At 36.1% G+C, this 21,940-nt stretch carries 22 protein-coding genes; 10 read left to right on the forward strand and 12 right to left on the reverse strand.

Annotated features, from left to right (window positions below):
• Positions 1 to 64 precede the first annotated feature (64 nt).
• Positions 65 to 748: an ion channel gene (locus DN064_RS09395; RefSeq protein WP_115462394.1), complete on the reverse strand. Its 684-nt coding sequence runs from the start codon at positions 746 to 748 to the stop codon at positions 65 to 67.
• Between the two features lie 133 nt (positions 749 to 881).
• On the opposite strand from DN064_RS09395, the gene pepT reads away from it, so the two are divergent.
• On the forward strand, positions 882 to 2,117 hold the full coding sequence (gene pepT / locus DN064_RS09400; RefSeq protein ID WP_115462395.1) for a peptidase T: 1,236 nt from the start codon (positions 882 to 884) through the stop codon (positions 2,115 to 2,117).
• Complete coding sequence (locus DN064_RS09405; RefSeq protein ID WP_115462396.1) at positions 2,118 to 2,717, forward strand: YdeI/OmpD-associated family protein; 600 nt, start codon at positions 2,118 to 2,120, stop codon at positions 2,715 to 2,717. It abuts the gene before it with no gap.
• A 29-nt stretch (positions 2,718 to 2,746) separates the two neighbouring features.
• On the opposite strand, the gene yajC is transcribed toward DN064_RS09405, so the two are convergent.
• The 4 genes from yajC to DN064_RS09425 all read right to left on the reverse strand — a co-directional run bounded on the left by yajC (position 2,747) and on the right by DN064_RS09425 (position 5,860).
• Positions 2,747 to 3,037, reverse strand: a complete 291-nt coding sequence (gene yajC / locus DN064_RS09410) for a preprotein translocase subunit YajC (RefSeq protein ID WP_115462397.1) — start codon at positions 3,035 to 3,037, stop codon at positions 2,747 to 2,749.
• A 29-nt stretch (positions 3,038 to 3,066) separates the two neighbouring features.
• Positions 3,067 to 3,588, reverse strand: a complete 522-nt coding sequence (locus DN064_RS09415) for a DUF1573 domain-containing protein (protein WP_115462398.1) — start codon at positions 3,586 to 3,588, stop codon at positions 3,067 to 3,069.
• Positions 3,589 to 3,722: 134 nt separating this feature from the next.
• Positions 3,723 to 4,634, reverse strand: a complete 912-nt coding sequence (gene nusB, locus DN064_RS09420; protein ID WP_115462612.1) for a transcription antitermination factor NusB — start codon at positions 4,632 to 4,634, stop codon at positions 3,723 to 3,725.
• Between the two features lie 122 nt (positions 4,635 to 4,756).
• Positions 4,757 to 5,860 (reverse strand): Glu/Leu/Phe/Val family dehydrogenase, encoded by a 1,104-nt coding sequence (locus DN064_RS09425; protein WP_115462399.1) that lies wholly within the window; start codon positions 5,858 to 5,860, stop codon positions 4,757 to 4,759.
• 132 nt (positions 5,861 to 5,992) lie between these two features.
• On the opposite strand from DN064_RS09425, the gene DN064_RS09430 reads away from it, so the two are divergent.
• From DN064_RS09430 to DN064_RS09440, 3 genes are all read left to right on the forward strand, one after another.
• A complete protein-coding gene (locus tag DN064_RS09430) occupies positions 5,993 to 7,744 on the forward strand; it encodes an ABC transporter ATP-binding protein (RefSeq protein WP_115462400.1) in 1,752 nt (583 codons plus the stop codon).
• Positions 7,745 to 7,813: 69 nt separating this feature from the next.
• Positions 7,814 to 8,194, forward strand: coding sequence for a PUR family DNA/RNA-binding protein (locus tag DN064_RS09435; protein ID WP_115462401.1), 381 nt, complete (start codon positions 7,814 to 7,816; stop codon positions 8,192 to 8,194).
• Between the two features lie 84 nt (positions 8,195 to 8,278).
• Positions 8,279 to 10,786 carry a M14 family metallopeptidase gene (locus DN064_RS09440; protein WP_115462402.1) on the forward strand — a complete coding sequence of 836 codons (2,508 nt, stop codon included), beginning with the start codon at positions 8,279 to 8,281 and terminating at the stop codon, positions 10,784 to 10,786.
• Here DN064_RS09440 and DN064_RS09445 read toward each other — a convergent pair whose 3' ends face one another.
• Together DN064_RS09445 and DN064_RS09450 are read right to left on the reverse strand one after the other, a co-directional pair.
• Positions 10,787 to 11,119, reverse strand: a complete 333-nt coding sequence (locus DN064_RS09445; protein ID WP_115462613.1) for a tRNA-binding protein — start codon at positions 11,117 to 11,119, stop codon at positions 10,787 to 10,789.
• Between the two features lie 9 nt (positions 11,120 to 11,128).
• Positions 11,129 to 13,444: a patatin-like phospholipase family protein gene (locus tag DN064_RS09450; protein WP_115462403.1), complete on the reverse strand. Its 2,316-nt coding sequence runs from the start codon at positions 13,442 to 13,444 to the stop codon at positions 11,129 to 11,131.
• A gap of 117 nt (positions 13,445 to 13,561) precedes the next feature.
• On the opposite strand from DN064_RS09450, the gene DN064_RS09455 reads away from it, so the two are divergent.
• Complete coding sequence (locus DN064_RS09455; RefSeq protein ID WP_115462404.1) at positions 13,562 to 14,122, forward strand: thioredoxin family protein; 561 nt, start codon at positions 13,562 to 13,564, stop codon at positions 14,120 to 14,122.
• A 58-nt stretch (positions 14,123 to 14,180) separates the two neighbouring features.
• Here the strand turns inward: DN064_RS09455 and DN064_RS09460 are convergent, their stop codons facing one another.
• Both DN064_RS09460 and DN064_RS09465 read right to left on the reverse strand, forming a co-directional pair.
• Entirely contained in the window at positions 14,181 to 14,906 is a 726-nt protein-coding gene (locus DN064_RS09460; RefSeq protein WP_115462405.1) for an energy transducer TonB, read from the reverse strand.
• A gap of 92 nt (positions 14,907 to 14,998) precedes the next feature.
• On the reverse strand, positions 14,999 to 17,149 hold the full coding sequence (locus DN064_RS09465; protein ID WP_115462614.1) for a TonB-dependent receptor: 2,151 nt from the start codon (positions 17,147 to 17,149) through the stop codon (positions 14,999 to 15,001).
• A 128-nt stretch (positions 17,150 to 17,277) separates the two neighbouring features.
• Here DN064_RS09465 and DN064_RS09470 point away from each other — a divergent pair, with 128 nt between their 5' ends.
• From DN064_RS09470 to DN064_RS09480, 3 genes are read left to right on the forward strand one after another with little or no spacing between them, the layout of a single operon-like run.
• Entirely contained in the window at positions 17,278 to 17,964 is a 687-nt protein-coding gene (locus DN064_RS09470; RefSeq protein WP_115462406.1) for a lysoplasmalogenase, read from the forward strand.
• Positions 17,965 to 17,997: 33 nt separating this feature from the next.
• Positions 17,998 to 18,492: an RNA polymerase sigma factor gene (locus tag DN064_RS09475; RefSeq protein WP_115462407.1), complete on the forward strand. Its 495-nt coding sequence runs from the start codon at positions 17,998 to 18,000 to the stop codon at positions 18,490 to 18,492.
• A gap of 3 nt (positions 18,493 to 18,495) precedes the next feature.
• Positions 18,496 to 19,128, forward strand: coding sequence for a hypothetical protein (locus DN064_RS09480; RefSeq protein WP_115462408.1), 633 nt, complete (start codon positions 18,496 to 18,498; stop codon positions 19,126 to 19,128).
• Here DN064_RS09480 and DN064_RS09485 read toward each other — a convergent pair.
• Together DN064_RS09485 and DN064_RS09490 are read right to left on the reverse strand one after the other, a co-directional pair.
• Positions 19,125 to 19,934 carry a lysophospholipid acyltransferase family protein gene (locus DN064_RS09485; protein WP_115462409.1) on the reverse strand — a complete coding sequence of 270 codons (810 nt, stop codon included), beginning with the start codon at positions 19,932 to 19,934 and terminating at the stop codon, positions 19,125 to 19,127. The genes DN064_RS09480 and DN064_RS09485 overlap by 4 nt on opposite strands.
• A gap of 44 nt (positions 19,935 to 19,978) precedes the next feature.
• Positions 19,979 to 20,542 (reverse strand): NUDIX hydrolase, encoded by a 564-nt coding sequence (locus DN064_RS09490; protein WP_317047367.1) that lies wholly within the window; start codon positions 20,540 to 20,542, stop codon positions 19,979 to 19,981.
• A 62-nt stretch (positions 20,543 to 20,604) separates the two neighbouring features.
• Between DN064_RS09490 and DN064_RS09495 the strand changes: the two genes are divergently transcribed.
• Positions 20,605 to 21,330, forward strand: a complete 726-nt coding sequence (locus DN064_RS09495; protein ID WP_198659432.1) for a peptidylprolyl isomerase — start codon at positions 20,605 to 20,607, stop codon at positions 21,328 to 21,330.
• Here DN064_RS09495 and DN064_RS09500 read toward each other — a convergent pair.
• Positions 21,327 to 21,938, reverse strand: a complete 612-nt coding sequence (locus tag DN064_RS09500) for a trimeric intracellular cation channel family protein (protein ID WP_115462412.1) — start codon at positions 21,936 to 21,938, stop codon at positions 21,327 to 21,329. The genes DN064_RS09495 and DN064_RS09500 overlap by 4 nt on opposite strands.
• Positions 21,939 to 21,940 lie beyond the last annotated feature (2 nt).

The following is a 21,940-nucleotide window of genomic DNA, read 5'->3' on the forward strand; positions in this document are numbered from 1 at the left end:
GGTGTATTTTTGGAAAAATGAAGATATAAAAATGCAAGGTAATACCGAATACTAATTCGACTCATTAGTCCTCTTCAGACAAATGTGCCTGGTTTATAAACTTACCAACTACAATGGCAGTTAGAATAGCGATGTAAAATTGTCCCATTAGGGCTACTAAAATAGCTCCCTTTTGTGCCACTTCAGACAAAGGCACAATTTCACCATAACCAATTGTGAGCAAAGTAACATAACTAAAATACATCAACTGTTCCTTTGCTGCCTCAATAGAGTCTGGCGAGAAAACAATATTACTATACGAATTCGGCTCAAAGTACTCAATGATATAAAATAAGAAAAAAGACAGGAGCCCAAGAGAGAGGTACCCACAGATAATGCCTAAAATTACATCACCTGTAACCTTCTTGGATAAAAAGACGTAATTCATTATTTGGTAAGTTACCAATCCATAAAACACAAAATAAGATAAGAGTTTTATAAAGGTAATACCGTCGGTAAAATGGAGGTTAAAAGTAACATCGAAAAATATGATGCTGTTAATAACAACGAGCACAATTAGAAAACGCATGACGCCACGCTTTTCTGAAGTTAGAACAATTCCTGCCATCAAATTCATTATAAGTAAAACCGGTGACACCCAATACTCAAAGATATTTCCTGGCATAACCAAAGAGCCAAACAGAATAAGTAACAATGAGATGAGAAACAGTTTATACCTGTACGGATGTAGGTATGAAATGAGCTTCATGTATTTGATTTGTTAGTGTTTGTTAGTACTTGATAATTCCCAATTTAGTTTAAATTCTCAATAATAAAAAAGTTTAAGTTATAGATTAAAGTTCCTAGTTTCACATTTTTTAAATTTGGATAAAAACATATTCATGCAACATATTATCGATCGTTTTATAAGTTATGTAACTATAGATACGGAATCGGATCCAAATTCCACATCAACCCCGAGTACCAAAAAGCAATGGGACTTGGCCAATAAGTTGTTTTCTGAATTAAAAGAGATTGGCATGACAGACGTAAGTATTGACGATAATGCCTATGTCATGGCAACACTGCCAAGTAATGTATCTCATGCCGTTCCAACCATTGGATTTATATCTCATTTTGACACCTCACCTGATTTTACAGGAAAAAATGTAAATCCCCAGATAATAAGTGACTACAATGGGCAAGACATAGTTCTTAATTCTGAAAATGGTATTGTTCTATCACCAGAGTATTTTGAAGATTTACTACTATACAAAGGTCAAACGCTCATTACAACAGATGGCACCACCTTATTAGGAGCTGACGACAAAGCTGGTATTACCGAGATTGTTTCGGCGATGGAATATTTAATTCAACATCCAGAAATAAAACATGGTCCCATTAGAGTTGGATTCACACCTGATGAAGAAATTGGTCGAGGCGCTCATAAATTTGATGTTGAAAAATTTGGTGCGGATTGGGCCTACACCATGGACGGTAGTCAAATCGGTGAATTAGAATATGAGAACTTTAATGCTGCTGGAGCAGTGGTGACTGTTAAAGGAAAAATTGTCCATCCAGGTTATGCAAAAGCAAAGATGATCAACTCCATGTATTTTGCTGCCGAGTTCATACAGGCCTTACCAAAGGATGAAACTCCTGAAACCACAGAAGGATACGAAGGCTTTTATCATCTTTATGCCAACGAAGGGAAGGTGGAAGAAACAACCCTCAGATACATTATTAGAGATCACGACAAAACCAAATTTGATGAACGTAAGTCTCATTTTGAATCCCTTATAAAAGAGTTCAACTCAAAATACGGCTCCGAGATTTTTTCTGTCGAAATCAAGGATCAATACTACAATATGAAAGAGATGGTAGAACCAGTGATCCATGTTGTGGACTTAGCTGAAAAGGCAATGAAATCCTTAGGAATTAAACCTCTAATAAAACCAATAAGAGGAGGAACAGATGGCTCTCAGTTGTCCTATATGGGACTACCCTGCCCCAACATATTTGCGGGAGGTCACAACTTTCATGGAAGGTATGAGTATGTACCTGTTGAAAGTATGGTTAAGGCCACTGAAGTTATTTGTAAAATTGCAGAATTAACCGCTGAGAAATATCAAAACTAAATGGGAAAAATAACTAGCACTGAAGAATATATTGCCCAACATCCAGCCTGGGCAAAAGAACTAACCTTGATTGCATCAATTTTTGAAGAAACTGAGCTAGAAGGAACAATTAAATGGAGTGCCCCTGTATATACCCTAAATGGTAAAAATGTTGCTGGACTTGGAGCTTTTAAAAACCACTATGGCATTTGGTTTTTCAATGGAGTCTTTCTTTCAGACCCTAAAAATCTGCTTATTAACGCTCAAGAAGATAAAACAAAAGCATTAAGGCAAATGCGCTTTTCAAAAGGTGACCTCATAAATAAAATCCTAATTAAGTCTTACCTTATTGAAGCTATTGAAAATGAAAAACTCGGTAAAAGAATTACCCCTGAACGAGGGCAATCTAAATCAGTTGTCATTCCAGAACACTTAGCTATTCTTCTGAAAAAAGACGCAGAATTAAACAGATGTTTTATGGAATTGAGTCCTTTTAAACAAAAAGAGTTTTGCGAGCACATTGCAAGTGCGAAACGCGAAGCAACCAAATTATCACGACTGGAAAAAATAAAACCAATGATCCTGAGCGGTATTGGTTTGAATGATAAGTATAGGAAATAAAAAAAAGCCGCTTAAAAAGCGGCTTTTTTTTATTTTTTAGCTGGTGCAGTATTGAATTTTTTACTCATTTCCATCGAGATCGCTGACCGGTCAAATTTTATTTTCCCCGCCATGGTTTCGATTACACAGCTGCTGTCTTTATCGTTTAAATCTACCACCTTACCATGCATACCGCTTTTTGTAATAACACGGTCGCCCTTTTTTAGGGCTGCTGCAAACTGTTTTTCTTGTTTTGCTCTTTTCATTTGAGGAGCAATCATAAAAAAATAGACCACAGCAAACATAGCTATGAATGGTAAAAACGTACTTAGTTGATCCATTTAACTTTTTTCAGTTCTTAATACTTTGATTACTGAACTACTGGTCCGCCTTGAGCTGAAGTAGAGGCCGGAGTGGCAGTAGCACCTTTTCTAGCCGCAGCATTTGGGTCCTTTTCAACAAATGCGGTAATCTTTACAGTCTCTTTACCTTTTTCAGTGTTGGTGGTTAAAGTCACGGTTTTGGATACTTTATTACCGTTTCCTTTACCATTGAACTTTACAGTAAACTTACCTGTTTCACCTGGGGCTACTTCTTTGGTCCAATTAGAAGGTACAGTACATCCACAGGTACTTTTGATATTGCTTACTACTAACATAGAATCTCCAGTGTTTGTATACTCAAACGTTGTTTCTACCGGAGTTCCGTTTTCGATGGTTCCAAAATCATGAACCTCTTTATTAAATGCTATAGATGGAAAATCCCCAGCATTTGCATCTCTTTCAGCAGCCACTGCTACATTTTCAGCTTTTACTTTACTTGCCGCATTGTCCTTACAAGAGGTAAAGGCAATCATACATAAGGCGCCAAGTCCTAGAATAACTTTTTTCATTGTTATCGTTTTAAATTAATAAGTAGATTTCGTTTTCGGGTCTAAATGTACTAATAATTTCAGGGATTAAAAACTTTTAGCCCTTTCTTAACATGGCCTAGTGTCTGAATTTTAAAGGGATTAGAGCTTAAAAGCTACAACAAACCTCTTCCAGATTTGGGGTATAAATTCTCTTCCTTATATTCTTTCACCAACTTATCAAGTATCCCATTTATAAAGATGCTACTTTTAGGCGTAGAGTATTCTTTAGCAATTTCAAGATATTCGTTGATAGTCACCTTTTGAGGAATGGAGGGGAATTTTTGTAATTCACAAATTGCCATTTGAAGCAGAATACCATCTATTGATGCCAAGCGATCCGCATCCCAATTTTTAGTGCGTCTTGCCACCTCTTCATACAAAGCAACCTGGTTCAGCACTGTTTTCCTGAAAAGTTGCTTCCCAAATTCAAGATCCTCATCATCTTTAAACAAATCTGGCAAAAAATAGGTTTCTGGTTTGCTTTCCTTAAACTTTTTAAACAGCCTGACTAAAAACGTATTAACTACCGATATATCATCTACCCATGTTAGCTTTTTATCCTCGAAATACTCATAAAGCTTATCATTTGGAGCAATGATTTCGGTAAATAGATCGATTAATAAATATTTATCCTCTTGCACACTAGAAGTTCTAGTGGCCATATAATTTTCATATAAGTCACTATCAAGAATCGCTTTAAAAAGAATTTCAACATACTCAAAATCCAGTTCCCATGAATCTAACTTCTTCTTCGTAATAGTTTCGTTAAGCAACTTATTACTTCTTAAACTTTTGAGGATAGCATTATTAATAAACTTATAACTAGGGTTCTTGTCTCCCTCTGAAGCTAATTTTTTTTGCTGTGTTTTTTCAAGATGTTCTTCCGCTTTTTTATGTACCGCTATGAGTAAGGCTAAAACATTTAAATAGAGATCATACATGCCGTTCATACTGTGCAATAAAAACGACTCGGACTTTGCTAAGTCATCCCCTTCACCACCTTCATAAGAAAAGATAGCCTGCATTACTTTGATGCGAATATGCCTGCGGTTTAACATGTTTAAGAACTTGTTTTAAGTATGTTACAAAAAAAAGGTGAAATCAACTTTCACCCTGCAAAAATAATATTTTTAGTATCTGAAAAAAACTATTGAAGGTTTTCCTTTTTACGATTTTCAATGCGCTCAGTTGCAATTCTCATGGCTGCATCATTAGTAGTGATTTGATTGGCTTTAGCACGATCTAATATCTCCAAGGTGGTATTGTAAATATTCTCTGTTTTTCTCATAATTTCCTGACGACCATAATCTTCTAATTCCGCATATACATTTATGATTCCACCAGCGTTAATTAAGAAATCAGGAGCATATACAATATTTCTTTCTTGCAGAATTAAACCATGCTTGTCCTCATCTGCCAACTGATTGTTAGCAGCACCAGCAATAACTTGAGCTTTGATTTTGTCTATCGTATTATCATTAATTGTAGCACCAAGAGCACAAGGTGCATATATATCCATCTCTTCAGAATACAAATCATGACCGTCATAGATTTTGACATCGTACTTATCGCGTATCATTTCTAGCCGCTCTCTGTTAATATCTGATATAGTTACGTTGGCACCCTCATTAACCAAATGCTCCACCAATGCTTCACCAACATTTCCAATTCCCTCAACATAAACAACTTTGTCCTCGAGAATGTCTGAACCAAACTTATACTGAGCGGCTGCCTTCATCCCCATAAATACCCCATAGGCTGTTATTGGTGAAGGATTACCAGCACCACCTTTACTCTCAGATATGCCTGTCACATAAGGTGTAACCTCACGCACCAAATCCATATCCTCAGTTTCCATACCAACATCCTCAGCCGTAATGTAGCGACCGCTTAATGAATGCACAAACTCACCGAAACGCTTCATTAACTCTGGTGTTTTTTGCGTTTTAGCATCCCCAATAATAACAGCTTTACCACCACCTAAATTTAATCCAGTAATCGCTGATTTAAAGGTCATTCCACGCGAAAGCCTTAAAACATCATTTAAAGCTTCCCATTCGTTGGAATAATTCCACATGCGAGTTCCTCCTAGTGCTGGTCCAAGTACGGTGTTATGAATTCCAATGATTGCCTTTAAACCTGTATCTTTGTCGTTGCAAAAAACAATCTGTTCGTGATTGTCAAATGAAAGTTGACCAAAAACAGGGTCTTGTTTAGTATTGTTCATTGTGCTTATTACGTCTGATAACATGAAAGATAAATAACAGGGCTGTTTGAATTATTTTTAAAAGCAGCGCGCAAAAATAAACCTTTACTAGAGGATTAGCAAAATATTAACGATTTAATAGGTTTATGACAATATTTTTGTCCAAGCCTTATTTCAATGAAATCCCTTCAGCACCTTAATAAATACTTTTTCAAATACCGCTACAGACTCTTGCTCGGAATCTTTATAACGGTAGTTGCTAAGATTTTTGCATTATTTACCCCAAGATTAATTGGAATGTCTATAAATGTTGTTTCTGAACGGTTGGAGGGCAATATAAGCGAAGAAATATTTCAGCAGCAATTAGTACTTAATATACTCTACGTGATAGGAGCTGCTGTTTTGGCTGGTGGATTCACTTTTTTAATGAGACAAACCATTATTAATGTATCCAGATATATCGAATATGATTTAAAGAACGAGGTCTATGCCCATTATCAAAAACTTTCACTGAGTTTTTATAAGGCCAACAGAACTGGTGACTTAATGAATCGAATTACTGAAGATGTTAGTAAGGTTAGAGAATTTGCTGGTCCCGCAATCATGTACAGTATTAATACAGTAACCCTTTTCGTTGTTGCTCTAATCTATATGTATCAAAGATCCCCGGAATTGACATTATATACCGTATTACCACTCCCAATTTTATCCATCTTCATTTATAAAATAAGCCAGATTATCAATAAAAGGAGTCGCATTGTTCAGGAATCATTATCTACGCTTTCGGCTTTCACTCAGGAACGCTTTAGCGGAATTTCAGTGATCAAGTCCTACGGAATTGAACCCCTTACCAATACTCGCTTTGAAGTTTTGTCTAACGATAACCGCGCCAAGCAAATAAATCTTTCAAAAATTCAAGCACTGTTTTTTCCTTTAATGATATTAATTATCGGATTGAGTAATATTATTGTTGCCTATGTTGGTGGGTTATTATTCATGAATGGTGAGATTAAAGAAATTGGTACAATTGCTGAGTTTCTTATTTATGTTAATATGCTAACATGGCCTGTCGCTGTTATCGGTTGGGTGACTAATTTGGTACAGCAGGCCGAAGCTTCACAAAAACGCATCAATGAATTTTTGAAACAGGAACCAGAGATAACTAATACAGTAACAGACCGTTTTATAATTAATGGCGAAATCGAGTTTAAAGATGTTTCATATACCTATCCAGACACTAATATCCAGGCTATAAAATCTCTAAGTTTTAAAATCCCAAAAGGAAAAACACTGGCCATCCTTGGCAAAACAGGTGCAGGGAAATCAACAATTTTAGACTTAATTGGTCGACTTTATGATGTTAACAAGGGTACGATACTAATCGATGGTCAACCGATTGATAAGGTTAATCTTTTGGATCTACGAGAGAATATTGGATATGTACCTCAGGATGCCTTTTTATTTTCAGACACCATACGTACCAATATCAAGTTTGGTGACGAAACAGCGAGTGATGAGGCAGTTATCGAAGCAGCTAAAAATGCCAAAGTTCACAAGAATATTGTTGGTTTTAAAGACGGTTATGAAACGGTCTTAGGAGAGCGGGGTATTACATTATCTGGAGGTCAGAAACAGCGAATTAGTATTGCACGAGCCATTATAAAAAACCCACAAATCTTGTTATTTGACGACTGCCTATCTGCCGTGGACACAGAGACTGAGGAACAGATTCTTAGAAATCTAAATAAGTTATCTTCAGACAGGACTACAGTGATTGTGAGCCATCGTGTATCCTCAGCTAAAAATGCCGATCAAATTATTGTTTTAGATGATGGTCAGATTATTCAATCTGGAAATCACCAAGAATTGATAAATTCTGATGGGTACTATAAAGATCTCTATCTTAAACAACTCTCTGAAAAAGACTAATCTTCGTTTGGTGGCGTTAGTTTTTTTTTACATTTTTGGATGATAATTACAAATTGAACGCAGAGAATTATGAGCGACTACAGCATGAGTGATAAAGAGGAAATATATTCGAAAGTTCTAAGAGCTGGACGACGAACCTATTTTTTTGATGTAAGAAGCACCAAAGCAGGAGATTATTACCTAACTATCACAGAGAGTAAAAAGTTTACTAACGAAGACGGATCTTTCCATTACAAAAAACATAAGATTTACTTGTACAAAGAAGATTTTGTTGAGTTTAGAGATATTTTGTCTGAAATGACTCAATACATCATTGACGAAAAAGGTGAAGAAGTCATAAGTGAGAAGCACCAAAAAGATTACCAGAAGGAGTCTGATTATAATGGAGCAGCAGTTGAAACTTCAAATTCATCAGATAGTTTTACGGATATCAATTTTGAAGATATCTAAATCTTTTAGTGTTAAATAAACATCAAATCCACTACCCCTAAGTAGTGGATTTTTTATTTTTAGCGACCAACCAAAATTTAGACCATGCGCTACATTAAAGCTTTTACCTTACTTCTGTCCATCTTAAGTTTTGGACAAGAAACAGTTTCTTTAGATTACTATTTACCACAAGGAATTACTTATGACCAAAGTATTCCCACTCCTAAAAGTGTTATTGGACATGAGGTTGGTGAATGGCACATAACTCACGATAAGTTGGTGCAGTACATGTATGCTCTTGCAAAAGTCTCGGATCGTATTTCCATAGAAAACAGAGGAAGTACTTTTGAAGGTCGTCCATTACTGTTACTCACAATAACATCACCTGATAATCATACAAATATTGCTCAAATTCAAAAGGATCACATAGCGGCCACAAATGGAGAATTAACAAACTTTGAAGATCGCCCAAGTGTGGTATATCAAGGATTTTCAATACATGGCAATGAACCTAGTGGTGCCAATGCTGGATTAGCAGTAGCCTATTATTTAGCTGCTGCTGAAGGACCTGAGATAGAAGAACTGCTGAATAATATGGTTATTCTATTTGATCCATGCTATAACCCGGACGGCTTACAGCGTTTTGCTTATTGGGCCAATACCAATAGAAGCATGAATCTCAATCCAGATCCCAATGATCGTGAATACAGTGAAGTTTGGCCTGGAGGAAGAACCAATCACTATTGGTTCGATATGAATCGAGATTGGCTTCCTGTGCAACTTCCCGAGTCCAGAGCACGAATTAAATCCTTCCATAGTTGGCTACCCAACATTCTTACCGATCACCATGAGATGGGCACTAATTCAACGTTCTTTTTTCAACCTGGAATTCCATCAAGGACACATCCATTAACGCCAAAAATGAATCAGGAACTAACCAAGGCAATTGGCCAGTACCATGTAAAGGCCTTAGATAAGATTGGATCGCTTTATTACAGTGAAGAAAGTTTTGATGATTTTTATTATGGTAAAGGATCAACCTTTCCTGATATTAATGGAAGTATTGGTATTTTATTTGAACAAGGAAGCTCTAGAGGTCATATTCAGGAAAGTATTAATGGCTTACTTACCTTTCCGTTTACCATACGAAATCAATTTACCACTGCCTTATCCACTCTAGAAGCTGGTCTTAGGTTAAAATCAGATCTTTTAGAATACCAGTTTAACTTCTACGAGAATGCAAGAAGTGAGGCAAATAAGGCTGGAAATAAGGCCTTGATCTTTGGTGATGAAAAAGATGCGGCAAAAACCTATCACCTTGCCGAAATTCTCAATCGACATCAAATAAAAATTCATGAGTTAAAGCAAGAAACCACCATTAATGGTAAAACCTACAAACCAAACTACAGTTATGTAGTGCCCAAAAATCAAAAGAACACAAGGTTAATAAACGCTATGTTTGAAAAACGTACGACCTTTCAGGACAGTTTGTTTTATGATATCTCAGCATGGACCTTTCCACTAGCTTTTAATCTTGATTATTCCGAAACCACTACCTCTGTAGCTGGTTCAGAAATAAAGGAATTGAGCAGAAAAACAAGTTCTGTATCTAGTAAAAGTAATTATGCCTATTTAATGGAATGGCATGAATACTACTCGCCTAAAGCAGTGTATGCTATTCTAAAAAAAGGTCTTAGAGCAAAGGTGAGCATGAAACAGTTCAAGTCTGGAGAGCTTACTTTTGATTACGGAACCATCATGATTCCTGTTCAAAATCAAAAATTAAACTCTAATGACATTTTTACCGAACTCAATTCTATTGCTGAGGAAACTGGGGTGAAATTTAATCCTGTTGGTACTGGCTATAATGAGGGTATTGATCTTGGCAGCAATAACTTTAGACCATTAGAGCTCCCTAAAATAGCCTTATTGGTAGGAAATGGCATTACTTCCTACGATGCGGGTGAAATATGGCATCTCTTAGACACACGTTATGATATTCCAGTAACCAAATTGGATGTAAAAAACTTTAATCGAGCCGATCTGGACAGGTATAATACCATAATCATGGTCAATAATTATTCGGCCTTATCAAAAAATCAATCCAAAAAACTAAAAGAATGGGTTGAAAACGGTGGAAGCTTAATTGCCTATAGAAATGCATTGCGTTGGCTAAAATCCAATGAGTTTTTTAAACCAGAATTTAAATCTTCTTCTTTAACGGCTAAAAATATCAGTTTTGAGGAACGAGGAAATTTTAGAGGTGCCCAAGTTATAGGTGGTGCCATTTTTGAAGCAGAAATGGACCGTTCTCATCCGGTAAACTTTGGTTATAAGAATAATAAAATAGCCATGTTTAGAAACACCACCTTATTTATGAAAGCTGATAAGAATAGTTACAACAATCCTATTAGATATTCAACAAACCCACTGCTTAGTGGTTACATATCTAAACCCAATCTCGACAGCATAGCTAATAGTGTTCCCCTTAAAATAGCTGGTTTAGGCCGCGGGACTGTTATTGGCTTTACAGATAACACTAATTTCAGGGCCTTTTGGTATGGTACCAATAAGCTCCTTATGAATGCCATTTTCTTTAGAGAAGAATTCTGATTAGGAAACCTGAGCTCCATTTGAGACCCAGCTTTCAGGTTTTAAAAGAACAACATTGTCATTATCAACAGCACCCAGCACTAAACATTCGCTCATAAAATGAGCGATTTGTTTTTTGGGGAAATTTACAACAGCCAATACCTGACGGTTGAGTAAATCTTTTTTTTCGTACAATTTTGTAATCTGGGCTGAGGTTTTATTAATTCCTAAAGAACCAAAATCTATGTGCAATTGATAAGCAGGTTGTCTAGCTTCAGGAAAATCATCAACTTGAATTACAGTGCCAATTCTTATATCAATTTTTTGAAAGTCTTCAAATGAGATTTGTGCCATAAATACCAATTATTTCTGAAGATTAATATTAAGTCCAACACCAAAATACACTTCCAATCCGGCTCGAGCACTTACATAGGCCAAATCCAAGTTTACTGGTCCTAAAAGAGAATTATAAGAAAACGTAGTACCTAATGAATAAACAAAGCTTGTCTCAGCAGCTTCTTGCCAATTGTGATTGGCCTTAAAAATATTTTCAAAAAATTCATTTACATCATCAAATCCAACCACAGCACCATCAAAATATGGGGTAGCATAGAACTTTCTAAAGGGGCTAAGTTGGTAGCCTACAAAAACACGTGCAAATTGAGAAGTTAATAAATCTCCATTAGCCAAACCTTTAAATGTATAAGCGTAGCGTTTGTTTGGGGGCAACTGCCCTCCAAGTTGATAAAAATTAAGTTGGCCATAGTTGAAATATTCAAATTGATTTTGATTCAATTTGTCTTCAAAGGTCAATCCAACTGTACCTCGCAGAATAAAGGCATCATGATTTAAAGCAAATCGTTTTTCAGCATCAATGGTAAAACGGGTAATATTATTAGTTGACCCCTTAGCATTAAGATCGGTATTTTGTTGAAATTCAACATCCATATCATTGTGCAGAGCTCGTGAAACTCTTGCTATAAGATATGTACCTCTTGTTGGAAAGAAAACCTTATTAAAAGTGTTACGGATATAATAAGCTGATACATTAAAACTTTCATACTGAGCATTTCGCAAGTCGTAGACATTATTATTCACATCCGGACTAACTATTGGTTCGGCGCTTTGATAGTTGTGAGATACATCTAACCCAAAATAATCTTTTAAAGGGTTAATATTACTGTTGATTTGTGCATATGCCTGAATGTATCTTGTCTTTAATAATTCACCCAAAAGGCCATTATCATAAAAGTTTTGCTTCAGGTTTTCAGTAAAAAACTGCAAGTTTAACCATTGCATGCGCTTGGTTCCAAAATGCTTCTGGTATTGTACCCGAAGCTTTGGCTGTTCAGCAATATCAATTCCAACTAATAGTCGCGATGCCTTTCCCAGGATGTTTCTTCCCGTATAGTTTAAAACCAACCCTACTCCTTGATAGGTATCATAATGTATGGAACCCCCGATCTGATTATTGGCCTTTTCAATACCTGTAAACTCAACTTTAGTATAATTACTATTTCCAGTTGCTCGAAAAGTCATTTGCTCAAAAATCTCAGTCCCCATTGCTCTATCCACAGCCTCCTTAAGCTCCTCTATAGAATAGTCAACACCCGTTTCCAGGTCCATTCGCGCTTTAATAAAATCTAAATTATTTTTACTAATTCCTTTATAATCTAGTGCATCAAAGCTCACTTTATCTGCAAAGTTCTTTTCGCGGGGAGTCGATTCAAATTGCTGTAAATATTCTGCTAATTCTTCAAGGTCTTTTCTACTTTGATTGGTTCCAATACGCCCTTGCTCATAAATCTCCCTAGCCTTAACAAAATCTTGGGTTGAATATGTTAAGTGCTCATTATGGGTAATTAAAACACCACATAATTCTCGGTTCGAGTCAACTTTTAAACTACTGGTCAACATCGATGTTTGAAATAAAATCGCTGGTAAATTATCAAGCTTCTCTTCTGGCAACAATCCTTCACCAACATCACTACCAATTATTATATCGGCACCAAGTCGTTTTGCTACATCAGTTGGAAAATTATTCACCACCCCGCCATCTACCAAAAGTGTCCCATTATGCTTAACAGGTTCAAATACTCCTGGTATAGATATACTGGCTCTAATCGCCGTACTCAAGGATCCACTGTCTAAAACCACCTCTTTACCATGCACCAAATCAGTTGTAACGGCCCGAAAGGGGATATAATAATCGTCAAATTTATCAATCTTATAAACCGGATAAACTAATGAAGTTAAGAATTCACGAAGGTTCTGGTCCTTTATGAGCGCATTTTTAATTTTTGGTTGGCCTTTTACAATATCTAAGTTGACAGTATATCTGCGGTATTCCGATTTTTCGGCAACCTCAACATCAGTTAAAGATGTTTCTCCTGATAGAATTAAATCCCAATTGGCTTCTTGGGCAATTTTAGCAATACTATCGCCAGAATATCCAATAGCATAAAGCCCTCCCACAGCAGAGCCCATACTTGTCCCAACAATAAGATCAGGAACAATACCTAGACTGTCTAAAGTTTGTAATAGAGGTACATGAGCAATTCCTTTTGCCCCGCCACCACTCAATACTAATGCCACCTTTGGTTTCTTTTGTTGAGCAAACATGAATTGAAAACTCAATAATGACACCATTAGAAAGCTACAAATGAGCCTTATCTGCATAAGTGAAGAAATTTTATTACAAAGTAAAACTTTATAACGTATTGAAATCAAAATAATAAAATCAATATTATCTGGATCAGTGAAGATTGGTTAATTTTAATTTTTAAAGACAATATAATGGCACTTACCCCCTCAAATATGATGGATCTTGGCACAGAAGCTCCAGAATTCAATTTACTTAATGTCCTAACAAACGAGACTAATTCATTAAGTGACCTAAAAGGAAGTAGGGCTACCTTGATCATGTTTATTTGCAATCATTGTCCCTTTGTGAAACACATTAATAACGAATTGTCCAACATTGGCAAAGATTACCAATCTTCTGGAGTTAATCTGATAGCAATTTCAAGTAATGATATTGTAAATTACCCCGATGATGCCCCTCACAAATTAGCTGCTCAGGCAAATGAATTTGACTTTGTATTCCCATATTTATTCGATGCAACTCAAGAGGTAGCAAGAGCGTATGATGCTGCATGTACGCCTGATTTTTTTCTATTTGACCATCAACTTAAACTCCAATACCGAGGGCAACTAGACGACTCAAGGCCCGGGAATGGCATTCCTGTTAGTGGTCGGGATCTTCGTAACGCTATTAAAGCTCTTATTGAGGGTTCACAACCTACTACAGTACAAAAGCCAAGTATTGGTTGTAATATAAAATGGAAGACAACATAAAAAAGGCCTTAGAAACTTCTAAGGCCTTTTCATCAAATTAGATTAGATACATAACCGACTATTGTTCTCTTAGCTGGAAATTAATAGGTAAGCTATAAGGCACACCAACCGGTTTATTTCTTTGTTTTCCAGGCTCCATTTTAGGTAATTTAGAGATGATGCGCTCTGCTTCTACCTCTAACATTCGGTCTGGACCCCGACTTTGTATTCTTGAAACGTTTCCATTTTTATCAATTAAGAAGAATACAAATACTTTTCCTTTGATCCCCATTTCGGCTGCTACTTCAGGATATCTGAAATTCTTTTGAAGGTGTTCTTGCATCTTCCTTTGGAAACAAGCTCTTAATTGATCATTATTTCCTTTACATCCAGGGAAAACAGGAACACTTTCAATCACTGCAAAGGGCACCTCTATATCCTCTTCTACTTCTTCTACCTCTACATCTTCAACAGCCACAACTCGCTCTTCTATAGCATCATCCTGGGTGATTTCAGTACTTTCAATTGCGGTTTCCTCTATTTCCTCAACGTCCTCTACAATGGTGATTGCTTCAGTAACAACTACTTTTGGTGGTGGCGGAGGCGGAAGTTCTATGTTAGTTATAGGAATATCCTCCTCAATCTGATCAGCCATCATCAAAATATCCATTTGAGTATCTGTTCTTTCGTAAGTCTTATGTTCAAGTCCAAAGTATGTTAGGACTAACATTACGTTTAAGCCAACAGCAAAATAAAGACTGCTGTTTCGACCTACATCGGCTTTTGGGTTCTTTTTGACTTCCATGACGCATAATTTTATAATATAAAGCTAACACCATCACAGGAGAAAAAGAATGATATAAATCATGTTTAAAAAATTGTTAATTCTTTTAACATTTATAGATTATTAAGTTGATTGTCGGTTCCTCGTTCACTAATAGTCCAAAAGAATCCAATAAAAAAGAATTGATCTGCGGCAGGCAATAGAGGTCGTCTTGCAAATACACCATTGTCATCCGGTGTGTTGGCATACTGATAGCCATTGATGTTTTTAAATCCTAATACATTATTAACCGAGAAGTAAAGGATTTTTTGCTGACTTATTAGGTAGGCCCAATTAAGGCTTAAACTATTAAAATTTTTTGTTCGTTCTGTTAAAAAGCCACCTTTATTTGGATCTGTATAGGGTCTTCCGGACGAAAATCCATATGCCAAGCCTAATTGACTTTTTAAGCCATCAATCCAATATTTTCCAACAACAGATAAATTATGTTTTGTGGCAAAATTGGGTTGTGCAGCCATCGGGAAGTTTAGATGATCGCGTTGGGTATCCAGATAAGAGTAACTTACCCAATAGTCCAGATTATCAATACCAGTATTATCACGCCAAAACAGATCAAGCCCCTGTGCATAGGCATAACCTGTTGAGTTAAAATCAGAATCAAAAGAAGCAAATTCCGTGTCGTACTTAACCAGATAATCATAGTTCTTACGATATAACTCAGCTCTCAATAGCTTACCATTATTCACATATTGATAATTAAAAATAAAATGCTGTGTATATTGAGGTCTCAGGTTTTGTTCAAATTTTAAAATGGCTGAACTAGGATTTTGATAAAAATCACCATAGGCTAAAGACAATTGTCCATTCGTTGATATTTTATATGCCAAGGACAGGCGCGGTGATACATTAAAACTTTTAAATATGTTGCTATACTCTCCCCGCAATCCAGCTTTTAAGGCGAAATTCTTAGAAAAAATAAAATCGGCCTCAGAATAAACTGTAGAAATTGGATTCTGGTAACCATAGGTGTCCTGGAAAAAATCGTTTTCAAAATCCTCTTCAAAATCGGTTAGAAACTGTTCCAATCCAAAACTTAATTTAAAACGACTATTGAATCGTTTTCTCAATTTCAGTTTCAAATGGGTAGAGTTTTCTGTATCCTTTATAGAATTCTCAATAACATTGACCTTAGTTCTGGCATATGTATAGCTCAAACCCGTATCAATGCTCCAATTATAATTAAGAATTCCTTTATAAGACGTATTCAAATAGAAGTTTTGATTATTGAGTTTGTAGCGTATGCCCTCCTCGATATTAATATCTTCTTGAGTCAATTCAAATCTTGTTACGTCAAACGCTCCGTAAAACTTGAGCAAACCCTTATTGAATTTCTGTCTAAATACAGCCTCACCTTGAGCTCCTTCAAAAGGTCTATGCCAATTATTTCTATCTTCAAAAACAGCTAAATATGGTGCTAGATTAATGTAATTAACATTTACACTGAGCGAATTGTTTTCCCATTTTTGGGTATTACCAACATTAGCACCGACGGTCATAATGCCTATATCCGTTTTATTTTGATCTGGTTCGTTAACTGTATTCAATAATAAGACTGAAGATAAGGCTTGACCAAACTCTGCGCTGTAACCACCTGTTGAAAATGTAATCCCATCAAACAGAAATGGGGAATACCTACCCCTGGTAGGAATGTTATTGGTTGTAGGGGTGTATGGAGTAAACACACGAATTCCGTCTATAAATATCTGTGTTTCATCGGCCGATCCACCGCGTACGAACAACCTACCATCTTCTGCTACATTTGATGTGCCGGGAAGTGTTTGTAAAGCTCCAACAAAATCCCCCAGTGCACTGGCCGTTGTAACCACATCTAAAGGCTTTAATACTGAAACCTTGCTATTATCATTGGCCTCAAAGGACCCAGCAGAAATTACAACCGTATCTAAACTATTAACATCTTCTCGTAAAATGATGTTGAGTTTATTGAGTTGGGACACCTCATTAGTAATGGTTTGAGTCTCATATGACAAAAAAGACACCACTAGAGAATGTACCCCCTTCTCCATAGTTGAGAACTCAAATTGCCCATTTGCTTTTGAGGTAGCCCCATCGTAGGTTCCATCAAGATATATATTGGCACCTTCAATAGGATCATTATTCTTATCGTGCACAAACCCTGTGATGACAGTTTGTGATAAACCTAAATAACAATTTAACGCGGCCAAAAAGAGGATTATTCTTTTCATAATGATTTGCTGTTCGTTTTTTTGATGATACAAACATCTTATGCTTCAAAAACAATCGAAAGTCTTAGTGACCGAACTGTAATATTTAAGTTCTGAATTGAATATATTTGAGTTCTATCTTATTTATCATGTTAAATCCCACCTTGAAAAAGTTCTCCATTATTTATGTTGTTATTGTCATTATTGAATTGATAACAGCTCATATTTCCCAATTAGAGTTTGCACATTATATCGCCAAACCAGCTATTGTGTTTTCGCTCATAATGTTGGTAGCCAATCAAGGGCAGCACTTAAAAATCACGCACCGATTTCTCCTTTTAATGGCTTTAGGTCTATCTGTGACCGGTGATATTCTATTAATGTTTGTACCACGATCTGAATGGTTTTTCATTTTTGGACTTATTGCCTTCCTTTTAGGACATATTTGTTACCTCATTCTTTTTTTTAGACAGCGACATAAAAAAACTAAGCCCTTTCTAGCGATAATTTGTTTGTACTTATATTCCTTATTATTTGGATATGTTATTGCAGATTCATTAGGGGACATGTTATACCCTGTAATTCTGTACGAGATTGTAATTTTACTAATGGCGTCTGCGGCATTTTTAAGAAAATTTGCAGTGTCTAAGCTCAGTTACTTGCTTGTGGTCTTTGGAGCTATTAGTTTTCTGCTTTCTGACAGTATCCTTGCAGTTAACAAATTCTATATGACCATTCCTTTAAGCGGTATTTGGATTATGGTTTCTTATGCCTTAGCTCAATATCTTATTGTTCTTGGAATTTTGAATTCAAATTCTGTAACATCCAATAACTAATCGCTACTTATAAGCCGTTAAACCAACCAACTATTGAATAAAGCGTTAGAACATAGCTTTGTAGAGCAGCTTAAAGAAAATCAGAACATCATTCATAAAGTATGTCGGCTGTATACGAATAATAAAGACGCCCATAACGATCTATTTCAGGAAATAACCATTCAATTATGGAAAGCCTATCCAAAATTCAGGGGCGATTCCAAATTTAGTACCTGGATGTATCGTGTGGGGTTAAATACTGCCATCACACTCTATAGAAAAAACAAACGCCGAATTCAAACATCAGAATTCGATGCCTTACAATTTAAAATCAAGGCAGAAGAATATGACGATACTGAGGAAGAGCAACTAAAACTCATGTATAGTGCCATCCATCAGTTAAATGATATTGAGAAGGCCCTGGTCTTTTTGTATTTAGAAGACAAGGACTATAAAGAGATTAGCGCAACTCTTGGTATCTCAGAAGTTAACGCAAGAGTTAAAATGAACCGTGTTAAAAACAAACTAAGAACCATATTAAACCCATAAAATATGGATGAATTAGAATTATTAAAAAAAGATTGGAACCGCTCAGAAACGTCGTATACAAACTACAGCGAAGCTGAGATCTACCCTATGATTAAAAAGAAGTCCTCTTCAATAGTCAAGACTTTATTCTACATAAGTATTGCTGAAATGGTCTTTTGGATCTTAATCAATGTCGTTCCCTATTATCTATCCAGTAATTATAGAAAAGAAATTGAAGAACTATCCCACCACACCTGGTACATCCTTTTAACGGTATCGGGATATTTCATAATCGCAGGTTTTATTTGGTTTTTATATAAGTCCTACACTACTATTTCGGTAACTGATAGTGCTAAGAAATTGATGGAAAGCATTTTACGAACTCGAAAAATCGTTAAGTACTACGTTATCTATAATTTATTTCTAGCGTTTATAAGTATTCCACTATCCTTCTATTTAATGCTCCAAGAAGATCAGCAATTGGCTACTGAAGTAAGTAATATGAACTCAGGTCAAATGGCCATCCTTATTGCTCTAATAACTGCGGTTACAGGACTCTTTATATTTGTATTCTGGATCTTTTATAGAATACTTTATGGTATTCTTCTTAAACGCTTAAATAGGAATTATCAAGAATTAAAGAAACTGGAAGACTAATACCCGTCCCAATCGCGTAGTTCTTTGTTAAGACGTTCTTTTTCGAGAAGATCTTCTTGAGGGACCACTTTTAGAAACGACGGATGTTGTTCTATCGCGTATTCGATTTTCTCCACAATATCCTGGATACTGTCATTCTCATAATCAATCTCAAGCGGTGCCTTAATTTCCATTGATTGATAGATATTCTTCTTTTTAACTCTCAATCCTTTTTTATCAAAGGATCGCCTGAAACCATCGATTACGATTGGTACGACTATAGGTTGGCAGGACTTGATAATATGTGCTGTACCTTTTCTTATAGGTTTAAAGGGTGTCGTGGTACCTTGTGGAAATGTGATCACCCATCCATCATCTAGAGCCTTTTTAATATTGGAGATGTCACTCATCTTAACCTGTCTATTAACATCCTGACCTTTCGCACGCCAAGTACGTTCAATACTTATTGAACCGGTATAGGCAAATATCTTAGGTAACAAACCTGATTTCATGGTCTCTTTTGCGGCTACATAGTAGATGTTCAATTTAGGATTCCACAAATATCCCACGTTTTTAATACTGTCAAGTCTTCCCTTAAGACTAGCATTAAATACGTGCAGCATGGCAATAACATCTGCAAAATAGGTTTGATGATTAGAAATGAAGAGTACATTGGTTTCGGGAAGATTCTTGATAATATCTGATCCCTCAATTTGCAATTCGTTCCAGCCTCTAAATCTGCGATGGGTAGCAACACCTAGCAATCTGATGAGCCATTTTTTTACAAAGAGAATATGTCCAAAAGGGTTTTCCTTAAATAGACTCATGATTTAATTATAGTTAGTCGACAAAGGTATCAAAAACAAGTAATTCAAAGGATTTCATTTAACACCTCTTTAATTTCACTTAGCATCATGGCCGTGGCTCCCCAGACTATAAAATTGTTTAATAGAAACGCAGGCACCTCTACCTCAACATCATAGCTTGTAGGAACATTGGTGCTAATAATAGTGCTAGGACTTAAAAAATCATTTAAACTAACTTCAATAATCTCTTGTACTTCATTAGGGTCTTTTATAAAGCTTGGTGTCTCATTTAAGATTCCCATAAAGGGATAGACTAAGAAGTTACTTGGTGGAATGTACAAGGGCGACATGGTTTTTACCACATTTATTGATTTTGTTGGAATACCTATTTCTTCTTCTGTTTCTCTTAAAGCCGCAAACTTAATCGAAGGGTCGGTGGGCTCTATACGACCGCCTGGAAATCCAACTTGAGCAGAATGCACTCCAGGATATGTATTTCTTAAAATGAGTACAAGATTGGTTAGCCCTTGAGTATTGGGATAAAACATTGCTAATACAGCTGCCCGTTTAGCAGTCTTGGATTTCTCCATCATTTTCTTTGCCAAGTGCTCACGAAAAGGTGGTGACATGATTCTATGTGCTGCTTCACCAGGTAATTTAGAGTTTTCTATTTTTGTTATTATTTCTAGAAATGAATCAAACGTCAAAATATATAGGGCTCTTACTTATTGCTACACTTATGATATGGGCCTGTGAAGATAACCAATCTAAAAAGAAGATTGAAGCGGAAATAGTAACTGAAAAGAAAGAATCTATTCCTCAACCAAATAAAGGAGCGCCAAAGAAGAAAAATACAGCAAAGTACCCGGTACTAAATGATAAATCAGCAATGGAATTCTTTTTGGAATATGACAAGCATCACAAAGAGAATAAAGTTCGAATCTATACTGATTTTGGTAACATTGACATACTTCTTTATAATGAAACCAAATTCCACCGCTCTAATTTCATCTATTTAACAAAGCGGGAGTATTTTGATAGAACTCAGTTTTATCGTGTGGTGCCAAATTTTGTTATTCAAGGAGGAAGTAGTGATGATTTCATGATTGCAAAGCGTAGGAAACGTATTGGTAAATATCTTTTACCGCCTGATACCAAGCGGGGCTTTAGTCATAAAAGAGGTGCTGTTTCCATGCCAAGTAGTGAGATTGAAAATGCCTATAAATTAGCATCACCCTATCAATTTTTTATTGTCCAACAACAAGGTGGGGCGCTTCATCTTGACGGGGAATACACCGTTTTTGGAGAAGTTATTTCGGGAATGGATGTTGTTGATAAAATAGCCCAAGTGGAAACTGATGAAGGTGAATGGCCTATAAAAAATGTCTATATCGATAAAGTTAGGATCATCGACTAATTATCCTTATACAAGCTAGGTAAGCTAATTTTAAAGGCTACTGCTAACAAGCGAATAAGGATTACTGTGAGAATTGAAATCAAAACCAACCATTGATTTCCTAAGTTGAAATAACTGAGTCCAAAATACACCACCCCCCCTGCAACGCAGGCAGTGGCATAAATTTCTTTTTGAAAAATAACTGGTATTTCGTTGCAAAGTGTATCTCTAATAACCCCACCAAAACTGGCACTCATCGTTCCAAGCGCAATACAAACAATGGGATGCAAATCTACTAAAAGTCCCTTTTGTATGCCCACAACAGTATATAAGCCTATTCCTATTGTATCAAACAGAACTAAGGACTTTCTTAAACGATTTAAATGCTTTCTGAAAATGATGGCCAGAATGGTAGTAATAATTATGGCATAGACAACCACTAGATTTTCCATCCAAAACACCGGTGTTTCCCCAATTAGAATATCTCTCAAGGTTCCACCTCCAACTGCCGTAACAAAAGCAATAATAAATACACCAAATGTATCCATTCGCTTTTCAAGGGCTTCCAACATACCTGATACAGCAAAGGCCATGGTGGCTAAAATGTCTAAAACGGTTAAATAGGACATAT

This window comes from Winogradskyella aurantiaca, assembly GCF_003362725.1.
GTDB lineage: Bacteria > Bacteroidota > Bacteroidia > Flavobacteriales > Flavobacteriaceae > Winogradskyella_A > Winogradskyella_A aurantiaca.

Excerpts from the sequence above, each read along its gene's own strand:
- DN064_RS09395 (WP_115462394.1), bottom strand. The coding sequence starts at position 748 with ATGAAGCTCATTTCATACCTACATCCGTACAGGTATAAACTGTTTCTC.
- pepT (WP_115462395.1), top strand. The coding sequence starts at position 882 with ATGCAACATATTATCGATCGTTTTATAAGTTATGTAACTATAGATACG.
- DN064_RS09405 (WP_115462396.1), top strand. The coding sequence starts at position 2,118 with ATGGGAAAAATAACTAGCACTGAAGAATATATTGCCCAACATCCAGCC.
- yajC (WP_115462397.1), bottom strand. The coding sequence starts at position 3,037 with ATGGATCAACTAAGTACGTTTTTACCATTCATAGCTATGTTTGCTGTG.
- DN064_RS09415 (WP_115462398.1), bottom strand. The coding sequence starts at position 3,588 with ATGAAAAAAGTTATTCTAGGACTTGGCGCCTTATGTATGATTGCCTTT.
- nusB (WP_115462612.1), bottom strand. The coding sequence starts at position 4,634 with ATGCAGGCTATCTTTTCTTATGAAGGTGGTGAAGGGGATGACTTAGCA.
- DN064_RS09425 (WP_115462399.1), bottom strand. The coding sequence starts at position 5,860 with ATGTTATCAGACGTAATAAGCACAATGAACAATACTAAACAAGACCCT.
- DN064_RS09430 (WP_115462400.1), top strand. The coding sequence starts at position 5,993 with ATGAAATCCCTTCAGCACCTTAATAAATACTTTTTCAAATACCGCTAC.
- DN064_RS09435 (WP_115462401.1), top strand. The coding sequence starts at position 7,814 with ATGAGCGACTACAGCATGAGTGATAAAGAGGAAATATATTCGAAAGTT.
- DN064_RS09440 (WP_115462402.1), top strand. The coding sequence starts at position 8,279 with ATGCGCTACATTAAAGCTTTTACCTTACTTCTGTCCATCTTAAGTTTT.
- DN064_RS09445 (WP_115462613.1), bottom strand. The coding sequence starts at position 11,119 with ATGGCACAAATCTCATTTGAAGACTTTCAAAAAATTGATATAAGAATT.
- DN064_RS09450 (WP_115462403.1), bottom strand. The coding sequence starts at position 13,444 with ATGCAGATAAGGCTCATTTGTAGCTTTCTAATGGTGTCATTATTGAGT.
- DN064_RS09455 (WP_115462404.1), top strand. The coding sequence starts at position 13,562 with ATGGCACTTACCCCCTCAAATATGATGGATCTTGGCACAGAAGCTCCA.
- DN064_RS09460 (WP_115462405.1), bottom strand. The coding sequence starts at position 14,906 with ATGGAAGTCAAAAAGAACCCAAAAGCCGATGTAGGTCGAAACAGCAGT.
- DN064_RS09465 (WP_115462614.1), bottom strand. The coding sequence starts at position 17,149 with ATGAAAAGAATAATCCTCTTTTTGGCCGCGTTAAATTGTTATTTAGGT.
- DN064_RS09470 (WP_115462406.1), top strand. The coding sequence starts at position 17,278 with ATGTTAAATCCCACCTTGAAAAAGTTCTCCATTATTTATGTTGTTATT.
- DN064_RS09480 (WP_115462408.1), top strand. The coding sequence starts at position 18,496 with ATGGATGAATTAGAATTATTAAAAAAAGATTGGAACCGCTCAGAAACG.
- DN064_RS09485 (WP_115462409.1), bottom strand. The coding sequence starts at position 19,934 with ATGAGTCTATTTAAGGAAAACCCTTTTGGACATATTCTCTTTGTAAAA.
- DN064_RS09490 (WP_317047367.1), bottom strand. The coding sequence starts at position 20,542 with ATGTCACCACCTTTTCGTGAGCACTTGGCAAAGAAAATGATGGAGAAA.
- DN064_RS09495 (WP_198659432.1), top strand. The coding sequence starts at position 20,605 with ATGAATCAAACGTCAAAATATATAGGGCTCTTACTTATTGCTACACTT.
- DN064_RS09500 (WP_115462412.1), bottom strand. The coding sequence starts at position 21,938 with ATGTCCTATTTAACCGTTTTAGACATTTTAGCCACCATGGCCTTTGCT.